Raw genomic sequence first — 12,887 nt, forward strand, 5'->3', positions numbered from 1 at the left:
CCATGTACCTGGTCACCGGGGCCGGCGGGGGCATAGGCAGCGTCAGCCGGCAGGTGGTCGGGCTGCTCCGCGATGGCGGGAGCGCCGTCCGGGCGATGGTGCGCCGCGACGACGACCGGGCGACCGCCCTTCGCGAGATGGGCGCCGAGGTAGTCGTCGGCGATCTGACCAACCCGCAGGACGTCGCGAACGCGATGGCAGGCGTGCACCGGATGTTTTTCAACATGAGCGTCTCGCCGGACTACCTGACGGCGACGTCCATCGTCTGCGCGGTCGCGCTCGAGGCGGCGCCGGTCGAGGTGATCGTGAACATGTCGCAGATGACCGTGTCGCAGATGACGCTGACGAGTACCTCGGAATCCAAGCAGCACCGGCTGCACTGGCTCGCCGAACACATCGTGAACTGGTCGGGGGTGCCTGCCGTCCACGTGCGCCCGACGGTGTTCATGGAGAATCCGTTGCTCACCATGCTGGCCGCGGACTCGATCCGTGAACGTGGTGTGCTGGTTTTGCCGTTCGGCGCGGGGCGGACGTCGCCGATCGCGGCCGCTGACGTCGCGCGCGTTGTGGCGACCGTGCTTGGCGATCCCGCAGGACGCGTAGGCGCGGTGTACGAGCTGACCGGACCCGAAGTCCTCGACATCGACGGGATCGCCGAGCAGTACTCGCGTGCGTTGGGCAGGCCGGTGACCGCGGAGGACATGTCGCTCGACGAGTGGACAGATCGGGTGCTGGCCCCGATGGGGCTGCCTGCGCACGTCGGGGCGCACATCGCCACCATGGCGCGGCTGCACCGCGAGGGCCGCTACGACCGCAGCACCGGCGACGTCGCGCAGATCACCGGCGCCCCCGCACAGACGGTGGAGCAGTACGTGGCCGCGCACGCCGACGTGTTTAGCTGACCGGCGTGGACCGCACATCATTTGACCGCCTCTTCGACATGTCCGGCCGCACCGTCATCGTGACGGGCGGCACCCGCGGCATCGGTCTCGCGCTGGCGGAGGGGTTCGTGCTCGCCGGTGCGCGCGTCGTGGTGGCCAGCCGCAAACCCGACGCATGCGAACAGGCGGCGGCGCGGTTGCGTGACCTCGGCGGCCAGGCGATCGGTGTGCCGACGCACCTCGGCAAGGTCGAGGATCTCGGCGCACTCGTGCAACGGACGGTCGACGAGTTCGGCGGCGTCGACGTGGTGGTGAACAACGCCGCCAACCCGTTGGCGCAGCCTCTCGGCACGATGACGGTCGACGCGTTGACCAAGTCGTTCGAGGTCAACCTCCGGGGCCCGGTGTTCCTCGTCCAGGCGGCGCTGCCGCATCTTACGGCCAGCCCGCACGCCGCGGTGTTGAATGTGGTGTCCGTCGGCGCGTTCATCTTCTCGCCGATGCTGTCCATGTATTCGTCGATGAAGGCGGCGATGATGTCGTTCACGCGGTCGATGGCCGCGGAGTTCGCGCATCACGGAATCCGCGTCAACGCCCTCGCGCCGGGTCCGGTGGACACGCACATGATGCAGCAGAACCCGCAGGAGATGGTCGATGCAATCAGCGGCGGCACGTTGCTGAAACGGCTGGCCACCCCTGACGAGATGGTGGGTCCGGCGCTCCTGTTGTGTTCGGACGCAGGCAGTTACATCACCGGCTCGGTGATCATCGCTGACGGCGGCGGAACTCCTCGCTGAAGCGGGCCACGGCACCGCCCGTCGAAGCCAGGATCTGGCTGCGGTTCTCCACGTGCAGCGCCGCCTCAAGGCTTGCCGCCTCGAGGTTCGCCCACAATACCTGCTTGGTGGATTCCAGCCCGAATTCTCCGTAGCTGCAGAGGGTTTCGGCCATCGCAAGCGCATCGTCGAGCAGCGATGAATCCGCCGACAGCCGGGTGACGAGGCCAAGCCGCAGTGCCTCCTGCGCGTCGACGACGCGTGCGGTGAGGATCATGTCGAACGCCGGGCCCGCCCCGATGATGCGGGGGAGTGTGTAGCTGACGCCGATGTCGCAGCCGCCGAGCCCGAGCTTGATGAACTGCGTGCAGAACCGTGCGGACTCGCTTGCGAGCCGAATGTCGCAGGCGGCCGCGATGCCGAGGCCGCCGCCGTAGGCAGGCCCGTTGACGGCCGCGATCACCGGCTGCCGCAGTCGGTGAATCCGACTTGTCAGGTCGGCGATGCGCTCCTGCCACCGCATTCCCGACCGCGGGAATTCAAGTCCCGTGCCGACGCCGGGCGGGTTGGAGTCGGTCAGGTCGAGTCCCGAACAGAAGCCGCGCCCGGCGCCGGTGAGCACCACGACCCTGCACTGTCCGTTCGCGGCGATGTCGTCGATGGCGGAATGCAGCGACTCCACCAGGTCGTAGGACAAGGCGTTGAGCTTCTCGGGCCGGTTGAGCGTAACGACGGCAATGTCGGGACGGGGGTAGGTCAGGTCGAGCTGTGGCATGAGCCACACGTTATTACGTTGACGGGCACGCTATGTCGACATAGACGGTGGTTCCGGGATGGACGCCGGTGACCGAGCACTCCGACAGCGGCGTGGTGGCGGCCCCGTTGATCTGGACCATGTAGCCGTCGGCCTGCAGGTCTTTCACGGTGTCAGCCGCTGAGCCGACGCCGCTCGGGGCGGCACCCGCGTCGGCCGCGAATCCCAACGCACCCAACGCCGCAACGCCGGCTGCGACTGCGGAAATTGCGAATCTCATGCTTGTAGCAACGCCGAGGCGTCCTCAGGTATTTCTCAGGTGCTGCTGCGCCAGTCGGTGACACCGACGGTGATCATTCGCAGCTGTTTGACGGCGACGCGCTTGATCTCGTCCAGCGACGCCTGGTCGCCTGCGTCCTCGATGGCCTCGGCGATGACGATCATCGAGTTGACGAACAGGCTGGCCAGGATGTTGAGGTCCTCGCTGCTCCAGGTCGTCAGGCCGGGAAAGCGGGCCAGATCGATGGCCAGCTCGGAGGTGATCAGCCGGATCTCGGTGCGGATCGCGTAGCGCAGCACTGTCACCCCGCTGGAGCGCTCGCGGCCGATGAACCGCCAGTACTCACGTCGCTCGTTCACACCGTCGATGAGGATGTCGACCGACGACTCGATGACGCGCTTGGGGTCGAGCTTGCCTGCGCGTGCGCCGCGCAGCATGTCCCGCAGCACCCGGAACGACTCGTCGATGAGCACAAGGCCGAGGGCTTCCATCGACTCGAAGTGCCGGTAGAACGCGGCGGGCACGATGCCCGCCTCGCGGGTGACCTCACGCAGGCTCAGCTGCGAGAAGCTGCGATCCTCCAGCAGGCGAAGCGCAGCCGCGACGATCGCGCGCCGGGTGGCCTCCTTGCGCTCTTCGCGCGAAGGGGTGTCCCGTGAACGCGACCGACTTGATCTGCGCGTACGTGAGTTAGGCGTACGACTGTTCACTCTGTGAAACATACCACAATCAGGCACTATGCCATTGACGGATCGAGGTGTACTAGCGCACGGTATACACATGTTCACTCAAACTTTGACACGCCGAGCGCGACGGTCGCCCCTTTTGGAGCTGCTGACCGGCCCCCACGGCGTCGACCGATACACCGAGCTAGTGGACCGGACATGGACCAGCGGCGAGGCCCGCGCAAAGGTCGTCGCGGTGCGGCGCCAGACGCCCCGCAGCGTGACGCTCATCCTGGAACCGAACCACGCGTTCACCGGATTTGTGGCCGGCCAGCACATCAACCTCACCGTCGAGATCGATGGGCGCCGCCGCACCCGCTGCTACTCGCCTGCGAGCGCACAAGGCGCAACGCACATCGAGCTGACCATCGGCAGCCACGACGGCGGGCTGGTGTCCACCTACCTGTGCGACAACGCGCGGCCCGGAATGGTCGTCGGCCTCGACTCGGTCGGCGGTGACTTCACCCTGCCTGCCGAGCGGCCGACCCGGATCCTTTTCGTCTCCGGCGGCAGCGGTATCACCCCGGTGATGTCGATGTTGCGCACGATGCGCGACGAAGGATCCGATCGTGAGATCGCCTTCATCCACTACGCGCGAAGCCCAGAAGAAGCCTGCTACGCCGACGAACTTGCCGCGATGCCAGGAGTGCACGTGATGCACGGCTACACCCGTGCCGGCGCAGGCGACCTGACCGGCCACTTCGACGCCGATCATCTGGCCGCCGCGATGCCCGAGCCCGAAGCCGTTTACGTCTGCGGTCCGCCCGCCCTGGTGGACGCGGTCCGCGCACACGTCCCCGACGCGCAATCGGAGAGCTTCGTCCCGCCCGCGTTCAGCGCACCTGCGCAGGCCACCGGCGGCCGGATCTCGTTCACCGACAGCGGTGTTGTGGCCACCGATGACGGTAGGCCGCTGCTGGCTCAGGCCGAAGAGGCCGGACTCACCCCCGAGAGCGGATGCCGGATGGGCATCTGCCACAGCTGCACCCGCCGCAAGACCAGCGGCGTTGTCCGCAATCTCGTCACCGGGACGGTCTCAACTGCCGAGGAGGAGGACGTGCAGATCTGCGTGTCCGCCCCCGTAGGCGACGTCGAGATCGCCCTCTAGGAAAGGACAATCATGACTGCACCAACAATCACGCAGCAGAAAACGCTCCAGAAGACGGTCGCTGGCAAGACCGTCACCCTGACTCCCGAGCAGGCCGAGGCGTTCGGCCGCGAGCTGGACGCGCTCAAGGAGCGCGTGATCGCCGACCTCGGCGAGCGCGACGTCGACTACATCCGGCGGATCATCAAGGCGCAGCGCGGCTTGGAGGTTGCCGGCCGGGCGCTGCTCTTCGGCGGCATCTTCCCGCCGTTCTGGCTCGCGGGCACCGCGATGCTTGGGCTGTCGAAGATTCTCGACAACATGGAGATCGGCCACAACATCATGCACGGCCAGTACGACTGGACCGGCGATCCCGCGCTGGCGAGCAAGAAGTTCGAGTGGGACACCGCATGCCCCGCCGACCAGTGGCGCCATTCGCACAACTACATGCACCACACCTACACCAACATCGTCGGCATGGACCGCGACGTCGGCTACGGCATCCTGCGGATGAGCAAGGACCAGCGTTGGAGCCCATACTTTCTGGGCAACCCGGTCTACGCCTTCCTGCTGATGGTGCTGTTTCAGTACGGCGTGGCGCTGCACGAGCTGGAGACCGAACGGATTCGCGCGGGCGAGGTCACCATCGCGGAGAAGCGCGACATCCTCAACGCGATCTGGCGCAAGACCAGGAGCCAGACGCTGAAGGACTACGTGGCCTTCCCGTTGCTGGCCGGGCCGTTCGCGCCGTGGGTGTTCGCAGGCAATATGACCGCGAACCTGATGCGCAACGTCTGGTCGTACATGATCATCTTCTGCGGCCACTTCCCCGAAGACGTCCAGGAGTTCTCGATCGAGGAGACGAAGGCCGAGACCCGCGGCGGATGGTACTTCCGCCAGATCCTCGGATCGGCGAATCTCACCGGCGGCAAGCTCTTTCACATCCTCAGCGGCAACCTGTCGTTCCAGATCGAGCACCACCTGTTCCCCGACGTCCCGGCCCATCGTCACGCCGAGATCGCCCCGCAGGTGCAGGAGATCTGCAAGCGGTACGGGATTCCCTACAACAGCGGGTCGCTGCCCAAGCAGTTCGGCACGGTGGTGCGCAAGATCGTCAGGCTCGCGCTGCCCTAGGTCTGACAGTTCGGGCACCAGAAGGTCACCCGGTCGCCGGTGCGATCCGTCTCGATGGCGGTACCGCACCGGCGACACGGCTCTGCCGACCGCCCGTACACCCATAGCTGCCGCCCGCGCCTGGTGTCGCCCGTGGTGGTCCGGTTCGACCGGGACCTGTTCAGCCACAACATGTCGCGGGCCCGCTGCGCCAGCCGCAACGGGTCCTTCACCGCGCCGACCGGCGTCGTCGGCAGGCGTCCGAACAGGAAGCACAACTCGTTGCAGTACACGTTTCCGACGCCCGCCATCACCCGCTGATCCAGCAGGGTCTCAGCAAGTGGCCGATCCGGGTCGGCGGCCAGGTTGGCGGCCGCGATGTGCGGGTCCCAGTCCGGTCCGAGCAGATCGGGCCCGAGATGGGCGACGGCGTCCTCGTCGTCGGCTCGTTCGAGGATCTCCAGCACGCCAAGGTCGATCCCGGCCGCCTGCACATCACCCGCCTCCAGGATGATGCGAATGCGGTGGCCCGCGTGGCTCGGCCGGTCGATGCTGGTCACCCACCAGCTGCCGTCCATCTTCAAGTGGGAGTGGATACTCGCCCGGCCGACCCGGATGAAAAGGTGCTTGCCGCGGCTGACGACCTCGTCGACCCGTTCTCCGGTCAGGTCGACGGTGGCATATCGCGGCACGCGAACATCGCAGCGCGTCAACGCCTTTCCCTGCAATGCCTCGCGCAGTTTGGCGGCGGTGTGGAAGACCGTGTCACCTTCGGGCATCGTCAACCGGCCATCCGAAGCGAGACTTCCCACAGCCGTTCGGCGTTCGCCGGGTCGACGGCGTATGCGGCCACCCCGCCGCTTCCCGGCGCGCCCCGGCGCTCGACGACCGGAGCCTCGTTGCAGTCCTCGAAGTAACGGCCGCCGACACCGTCGAGCGTCGGCGACGTCGCCAGCAGCACCGACGTCGCCGCACCCTGCTCGACGGTCTTGACCTTGAGTTGTTTCATCGCCGAAACCGCTTGTCCCGCACCGACGTGGCGGCCAAGCCTGGTGTCGAAGATGGCGCCGGGCATCAGCGCGTTCGACGTTATCCCGTCATCAGCCCATCGTCGGGTGGCCTCGACGGCGAACAGCACGTTGGCCGTCTTGGATTGCCCGTAAGCGCTGAACGGGTCGTAGTCGCGGAACCCGTAGTCGATGTCGTCGAACACGACCGGTGAGCGCAGGTGGCCTGCCGAACTCACCGACACGATCCTGGCACTCTCCGCGGCGGCGAGCGCATCGTGCAGCCCGAGGGCGAGGGCGAAGTGGCCGAGATGGTTTGAGGCGAACTGCAATTCATGTCCGCTGGACGATATGGTCAACTCTGGCGTCGCCATCACCCCGGCGTTGTTGACCAGGATGTCGAGCGGGCCCGTCCAGGCTCGAACGAAGGCTGCGACGCTTGACAGGTCGCTGAGGTCGATGACCCCGACGTCGACCCTCCCGTTGCCGGTGCTGTCGCGGATCGCGGCGGCGACGCGATCGCCGTAGGTGGTGTTCCGGACGGCCAGCGTGACCGACGCGCCTGCCGCGGCCAGCGCCCGCGCCGTTTCGACGCCGATACCCGACGACGCGCCGGTGACGATCGCCGTCTTGCCGGTCAGGTCGACGCCCGCGATGACATCGGCTGCGGTGGATTCGAACCCGAACTGTGTGGTGACGCGGTCGGCCATGCCTAGATCATCGCAGCCGCAGCCCGCGCGGGGTTCGGGCGAACCCCGCGCCGGTCAGCGCGGCGACGACGGCGGCCTGACCGGCCTGCGCGTCGGGCGCGAGTACCGGTTCGCCGTTGACCTTCTCGACCAGCAGCGACTGCACGCGGCGTGCGCCTACCAAGTCGGCGAGCGCACCCGCGGCGGCATGGTGGGCATCCGCGTCGTCGGTGAACGTGAGCAGCGTGCGACCTCCGCGTTCCAGGAACCAGGCGAGTTCCCCGTCGACGAGCGCCACAAGGGCGCCTGCCTTTCGGCCAGGCCGGTGGGCACCGTCCGGCCACGGCAGCGCCGCGCCGTAGGGGTTGGCGGGATCTGCGGCGGCGAGCACCACGGTCTGGTAATCCCTGCGTTCCGGATCGACGCCGTCGAGATAGGTCCGCAGCCGATCCACCGTCGACGCGACCGCGAACTGCGCCCCGCCCAACGATTCGACGAAGTACCCACGCTGGCACCGGCCCGCGTCCTCGAACGCGGTGAGCACCTTGTAGAGCATCGCGAACCCGCCGGGAATGCCCTCGGCGGCGGCCGCGCCCTTGGTCAGCACGCCGTGGCGGTTGAGCAGCAGCTCGGCTTGAAAGTGTGCCCGCACAGTCGAATCCAGCTCCGCTTCGGGAAGCGTCGACCACCGGCCCGCGACCGTCGGGTCGGAGGCGCGGGTCTGCGCGTGTGCGACGCTGTAGCGGCTCAGCCGCGGCGGACGCGAGCCTTGGCGGTGTGCGGGCCGACTCGATCGCCGCCCGCTGCCTCCGAGCAGCGCCCGCACGGGTGCGAACGTGTCGCCGGTGATCCAACCGGCCCAGATCAGTTCCCAGAGGGCATGTTTGAACTGGTCGGTTTCACTGCCTGCCGAGCCGGCAATCAGGCCTGCCCCGGCGAGCTGACGGAAGAAGTACGCGCCGCCGCCGCCGAGAACATCGAGGATCGCCCGATGGGTGTCGGTGAAATCGATCTCGGTTGGCTGGGCGAGTGTCAGCGGCGCGGACTCTGCCGGGTGGAAGGCGATCCAGCCGTCGCCGCTACCGATCGTGCCCGCACCCGACCACGTCACCTCGCCCGAGGCGAGAAGTTCGTCGAGCATCGCGGGCTGGTAGTCGCGGATGCGCGCGGAGAACACCAGCGGTTCGATCGCCGACGCTGGCATCGGTATCCCGGCCAGCTGATCGATCACCGATGCGAGGCCGTCGATGCCCGAGGCCCGCTCCGCCCCGACCTGCTGCCACGCAGGCAGGAACCGTGCATAGGCGGTGGTGCTGACCGGCTCCACCTGCGCCCGCAGCGCAGCAAGCGACCGTCGCCGCAGAATCTTCAGCACGCCCGCGTCGCACCACTGGTCGCCGGCGTCGGCGGTATCGGTGAATTCGCCGCGCACCAGCTTTCCGTCGATCGCCATGCGGCCCAGCACATCTGCGGCCACCCGCTGGCCAAGCCCGAACCGGGCCGCGGCGTCGTGCGTGGTGAACGGGGCGCGGGTGCGTGCGTATCGGCCGAGCAGTTCGCCGAGCGGATCGGCGACCCCCTCGGTGAAGACCGCGGGCACGCCGACCGGCACCGCGACACCGACGCCGTCGCGCAGCAGCCCGATGTCCTCGATGGCCACCCACCACGTCTGCCCGGCGAATGACACGGTGAGCGCGCGCTTGGCCTCGCGCAGCCCCTCCAGCCAGCCACCGACGTCGTCGGCGGTGCACCGCTCGGCGACCTCGGCCAGGGTCAGCGGCCCAAGCATTCGCAGCAGGTCGGCGACGCCCTCGGCGTCGCGGGCCGCCCGGTCCTCGCTGAGGTGCTGCAATTGCGCTGCGGTGCTGGCGATCACCTGTGGGTCGAGCAGCTCGCGCAGCTCGACGCGGCCCAGCAGTTCGGCAAGCAGCATGCTGTCCAGCGACAGCGCGGCGGCACGGCGCTCGGCCAGCGGGCTGTCGCCCTCGTACATGAACGCCCCGACGTACCCGAAAAGCAGCGAGGCCGCGAACGGTGACGGTGTCTGGGTTTCCACCTCGACCAGCCGCAGCCTGCGCTGGGCGATGCGACCCATCAGCTCGGTCAGCGTCGGCACGTCGTAGACGTCCTGCAGGCATTCGCGGACGGTCTCGAGCACGATCGGGAAGTCCGGATACTTGCGTGCCACGTCGAGCAGCTGCGCGGCGCGTTGGCGCTGATGCCACAGCGGCGACCGCTTGCCCGGGTGCCGGCGCGGCAACAGAAGCGCGCGTGCCGAGCATTCGCGGAACCGGGATGCGAACAACGCCGAGCCACCCACCTCGGCGGTCACGATCGGTTCGATCTCGTCGGCGTCGAAGACGAACAGGTCCGCGCCCGGCGGGGCGTCTTCGGTGTCCGGCAGCCGCACGATGATGCCGTCGTCGGAGGCCGTCGGCTTCTCGTCGATGCCGTAGCGCTCGCGCAGCCGTCGCGACACCGCCAGCGCCAGCGGACCGTGCACCCGAAGGCCGTACGGGGAGTGCAGGATCACCCGCCAGTCGCCCAGCTCGTCGCGGAACCTCTCGACGACGAAGGTGGCGTCGGTCGGCACGGTTCCGGTCGCCTGGCGCTGGTCGTTGAGCAGCTGCCAGAGGTTGTCGGTCGCGTAGTCGTCAAATCCCATTGCAGCGCAACGCTCGCCGAAGGTCTCGCGGTCAAGTCCGGCGAGTTCGCCGGTGAAGGCGCCGATCGCCGCGCCCAGCTCGGCCGGCCTGCCGACCCCGTCACCGCGCCAGAACGGCAACCGGGCCGGCTCGCCTGGCGCTGGGATGACCAGCACCCTGTCGTGGGTGATCTCGGTGATGCGCCAGCTGGTCGCGCCAAGAGAGATGACATCGCCTGGCCGCGACTCGTAGACCATCTCCTCGTCGAGTTCGCCTACCCGCGAGGGCTTTTCGTTGTCCGCGCTGGATGCCAGGTAGACGGTGAACAGGCCGCGGTCGGGGATCGCCCCGCCGGAGGTCACCGCGAGCCGCTGCGCGCCAGGCCTCGCGGTGAGCGTGCCCGCGTCACGGTCATACACCAGCCGAGGGCGCAGCTCGGCGAACTCGGTCGACGGGTACTTCCCGGACAGCAGGTCAAGCGTGGCCTCGAACGCGCTGCGCGGCAGCGTCGCGAACGGTGCGCTTCGCCGCACCGCCTCGAACCAGTAGTCGGCGTCCAGCGGCTCGAGCGCGCACGCGGCCACGGTGTGTTGGGCCAGCACGTCCAGCGGGTTGGTCGGTACCCGCATGGTTTCGATCTCGCCGGCCAGCATTCGCCGCACCGTCACTGCGCACCCGATCAGGTCGGTGCGGTGCTTCGGAAACAGCACGCCTTGGGAGATCTCGCCGACCTGGTGGCCCGCCCTGCCGATGCGCTGCAGGCCGCTGGCCACCGACGGCGGCGTCTCCACCTGGATCACCAGGTCGACCGCACCCATGTCGATGCCCAGTTCCAGGCTGGAGGTGGCGACGACGGCCTTGAGCCGTCCGGTCTTGAGGTCGTCCTCGACCAGCGCCCGTTGCTCCTTGCTGACCGAGCCGTGGTGGGCCTTGGCCAGCAGCGGTGACGCACCGGAAGCCAGGCCGCTGCCCATGATGTGGGCGGGTGAGCCGCCGCCCACTTGCGGGTTGGGGCCGTTCTGCAACTCGATGCCGTTGCGTTCGGCGTGAATCTCGTTGAGCCGCGACGTGAGTCGTTCGGCAAGCCGTCGCGAGTTGGCGAACACGATCGAGCTGCGGTGCGCCTCGATCAGGTCGACGATGCGCTCCTCGACGTCGGGCCAGATCGAGTTGTTCTCGAGGTTGGCCATGTCTGGAACCGGCACCTGCACCGACAGGTCGAACGTCTTGGCCGCGGGCGGGGCGACGATCGTCGTCGGCGCCTGGCCGGACAGGAAACGCGCCACCTCCTCGGGCGGCCGCACCGTCGCCGACAACCCGATCCGTTGCGCGGGTTTTTCCAGCAGCTGGTCCAGCCGCTCCAGCGACAGCGCCAGATGGGCGCCCCGCTTGGTCGCGGCCACCGCGTGCACCTCGTCGACGATGACGGTCTGCACCGCCGCCAGCGAGTCGCGGGCGGCCGACGTCAGCATCAAGAACAGCGACTCGGGTGTGGTGATCAGGACGTCGGGCGGCTTGGTGACCAGCTCCCGTCGACGCGCGGGCGGGGTGTCTCCGGAGCGCACGCCGACACTGATCTCCGGCGCGGGCAGCCCCCGTCGCTCGGCGATGCGGGTGATGCCGGTCAGCGGCGTGCGCAGGTTGCGTTCGACGTCGACGGCCAGCGCCTTCAGCGGTGACACGTACAGGACGCGGGTGCCCGTCCCCGCAGGCCGGGGCTCGGCCGCCAGCCGGTCGATCGCCCACAGGAACGCGGCCAGCGTTTTGCCGGACCCGGTCGGCGCGACGACCAGCGTGTTGTCCCCGTCGGCGATGGCCGACCAGGCCTGCGCCTGCGCATCCGTCGGCACCGCGAAGGTGCCGGTGAACCACTCCCTGGTCAGCGTGCTGAACCGGGAGAGCGGGTCCTGGCCGCGCACGCGAGGAGCAGATGGTCTTCGGAAGCTCACTAGCCCATCGTGCCAACCGGCACCGACAAAAACGACGGTCGCTCGGCGCAGGGCCCGACGATCATGCCCCGCGTTGTTCGGCCGCGACCGCCTCGGTGAGCTCGGCGGGCACACCCGGCACCCGCCCGATCATGTCGAGAAGGGCATGCGCGCAGGTGTCGGCGATCTGGCCTGCGTCGATGGACGGATCGAGGATTCGCTGCCTGCACATCTCCATGGTCATCGCCAGCCAGCCGTACATGGTGATGCGGACGTCGCGTTCGACCTTGGAGTCCAGTTCGCCGCCGAGCCTCTCGTTCATCCGGCCGAGCAGCCGGTTGATCTGACGCTCCTTGTCGGTGTCTTCGATGCCGCGAAGAACGGGGTCCGACGTGCCCTGGCCGACGTACGCCGCCCACGCGCCGTGCGGGTGTTGCTCGTCGTAGTGCAGATACGCCAGCACGCCCGAGCGCAACTGCTCGAATATCGTCTGGCCCGGGACCGGTGGGAAGTTGGTGGCCTCGAACAGCCGGTCGCCCTCGGCCCTCACCACCGCGGCGAAGAATGCGCGTTTGTCGGGGAAGTAGTGGTACATCAGCGCGCGGGACACGCCGGCCCGTTCGGCGATCTCGTCGATCCGGACCTCGTCGTATGGGCGTTCGCCGAAAACCTTGGCACCCAGCGCCAGCAGTTCGCTCCGCCGATCGTCGGGGGACAGCCGCCGCCGGTGGGGTGACCCGCTCGAGCGAAGAGCGTCAGACGCTGCAGACACCCGGTCAGTCTAATTTGCGTGTGTACAACGTCGTGTGTGCACCAGCGGGTGAGCCGCCTTCGTTTCGCCGGCGCCGAACGTGAAACCACTGCGGAAATGTGGCGGCAGATTCATACGGTCAAGACAACATCCATTGATTTTGAGGAGGTTGTCGTGCCGAAGGGATATCGGTTTTCGAAGTCAGTTCGTCGAGAGTTTTTTGATCAGGTGTGTGGGGGTCAGTCGATCCG

The 12,887-nt window shown here is 68.1% G+C and carries 12 protein-coding genes; 5 read left to right on the top strand and 7 right to left on the bottom strand.

All coding sequences use genetic code 11. From position 1 onward, the window contains the following. The first annotated feature begins 2 nt into the window (after positions 1–2). On the top strand, positions 3–902 hold the full coding sequence (locus D6M19_RS26275) for an NAD(P)H-binding protein (protein ID WP_123028213.1): 900 nt from the start codon (positions 3–5) through the stop codon (positions 900–902). Between the two features lie 5 nt (positions 903–907). Then, positions 908–1,678, top strand: a complete 771-nt coding sequence (locus tag D6M19_RS26280) for an SDR family NAD(P)-dependent oxidoreductase (RefSeq protein ID WP_123028214.1) — start codon at positions 908–910, stop codon at positions 1,676–1,678. On the opposite strand, the gene D6M19_RS26285 is transcribed toward D6M19_RS26280, so the two are convergent. The 3 genes from D6M19_RS26285 to D6M19_RS26295 are packed head-to-tail and all read right to left on the bottom strand — an operon-like array spanning position 1,647 to position 3,401. Further along, positions 1,647–2,432: an enoyl-CoA hydratase/isomerase family protein gene (locus D6M19_RS26285; RefSeq protein WP_123028232.1), complete on the bottom strand. Its 786-nt coding sequence runs from the start codon at positions 2,430–2,432 to the stop codon at positions 1,647–1,649. The genes D6M19_RS26280 and D6M19_RS26285 overlap by 32 nt on opposite strands. A gap of 13 nt (positions 2,433–2,445) precedes the next feature. Further along, on the bottom strand, positions 2,446–2,691 hold the full coding sequence (locus tag D6M19_RS26290; protein WP_123028215.1) for a hypothetical protein: 246 nt from the start codon (positions 2,689–2,691) through the stop codon (positions 2,446–2,448). Between the two features lie 35 nt (positions 2,692–2,726). Beyond that, positions 2,727–3,401: a TetR family transcriptional regulator gene (locus D6M19_RS26295; protein WP_123028216.1), complete on the bottom strand. Its 675-nt coding sequence runs from the start codon at positions 3,399–3,401 to the stop codon at positions 2,727–2,729. 70 nt (positions 3,402–3,471) lie between these two features. Here D6M19_RS26295 and D6M19_RS26300 point away from each other — a divergent pair, with 70 nt between their 5' ends. Together D6M19_RS26300 and D6M19_RS26305 are read left to right on the top strand one after the other, a co-directional pair. Continuing rightward, positions 3,472–4,524, top strand: a complete 1,053-nt coding sequence (locus tag D6M19_RS26300) for a ferredoxin reductase (RefSeq protein ID WP_123028217.1) — start codon at positions 3,472–3,474, stop codon at positions 4,522–4,524. 12 nt (positions 4,525–4,536) lie between these two features. After that, complete coding sequence (locus D6M19_RS26305) at positions 4,537–5,637, top strand: fatty acid desaturase family protein (protein ID WP_123028218.1); 1,101 nt, start codon at positions 4,537–4,539, stop codon at positions 5,635–5,637. Here the strand turns inward: D6M19_RS26305 and nei2 are convergent. The 4 genes from nei2 to D6M19_RS26325 form a co-directional block, all read right to left on the bottom strand. Then, positions 5,634–6,395: an endonuclease VIII Nei2 gene (nei2, locus tag D6M19_RS26310; RefSeq protein WP_123028219.1), complete on the bottom strand. Its 762-nt coding sequence runs from the start codon at positions 6,393–6,395 to the stop codon at positions 5,634–5,636. The genes D6M19_RS26305 and nei2 overlap by 4 nt on opposite strands. A 2-nt stretch (positions 6,396–6,397) precedes the next feature. Then, positions 6,398–7,333, bottom strand: a complete 936-nt coding sequence (locus tag D6M19_RS26315; protein ID WP_123028220.1) for an SDR family NAD(P)-dependent oxidoreductase — start codon at positions 7,331–7,333, stop codon at positions 6,398–6,400. 7 nt (positions 7,334–7,340) lie between these two features. Then, positions 7,341–11,876: an ATP-dependent helicase gene (locus tag D6M19_RS26320; protein WP_123028221.1), complete on the bottom strand. Its 4,536-nt coding sequence runs from the start codon at positions 11,874–11,876 to the stop codon at positions 7,341–7,343. 91 nt (positions 11,877–11,967) lie between these two features. After that, a complete protein-coding gene (locus D6M19_RS26325; protein WP_123028222.1) occupies positions 11,968–12,657 on the bottom strand; it encodes a TetR/AcrR family transcriptional regulator in 690 nt (229 codons plus the stop codon). A gap of 36 nt (positions 12,658–12,693) precedes the next feature. On the opposite strand from D6M19_RS26325, the gene D6M19_RS34590 reads away from it, so the two are divergent. Beyond that, positions 12,694–12,887 (top strand): hypothetical protein (locus D6M19_RS34590; RefSeq protein WP_206428643.1); only part of this gene is annotated, 194 nt, incomplete at its 3' end.

Source organism: Mycolicibacterium stellerae, assembly GCF_003719305.1.
Taxonomy (GTDB): Bacteria; Actinomycetota; Actinomycetes; order Mycobacteriales; family Mycobacteriaceae; genus Mycobacterium; species Mycobacterium stellerae.

Coding starts and splice junctions, on each gene's coding strand:
- D6M19_RS26275 (WP_123028213.1), top strand. CDS start 3: ATGTACCTGGTCACCGGGGCCGGCGGGGGCATAGGCAGCGTCAGCCGG.
- D6M19_RS26285 (WP_123028232.1), bottom strand. CDS start 2,432: ATGCCACAGCTCGACCTGACCTACCCCCGTCCCGACATTGCCGTCGTT.
- D6M19_RS26290 (WP_123028215.1), bottom strand. CDS start 2,691: ATGAGATTCGCAATTTCCGCAGTCGCAGCCGGCGTTGCGGCGTTGGGT.
- D6M19_RS26300 (WP_123028217.1), top strand. CDS start 3,472: ATGTTCACTCAAACTTTGACACGCCGAGCGCGACGGTCGCCCCTTTTG.
- D6M19_RS26305 (WP_123028218.1), top strand. CDS start 4,537: ATGACTGCACCAACAATCACGCAGCAGAAAACGCTCCAGAAGACGGTC.
- nei2 (WP_123028219.1), bottom strand. CDS start 6,395: ATGCCCGAAGGTGACACGGTCTTCCACACCGCCGCCAAACTGCGCGAG.
- D6M19_RS26315 (WP_123028220.1), bottom strand. CDS start 7,333: ATGGCCGACCGCGTCACCACACAGTTCGGGTTCGAATCCACCGCAGCC.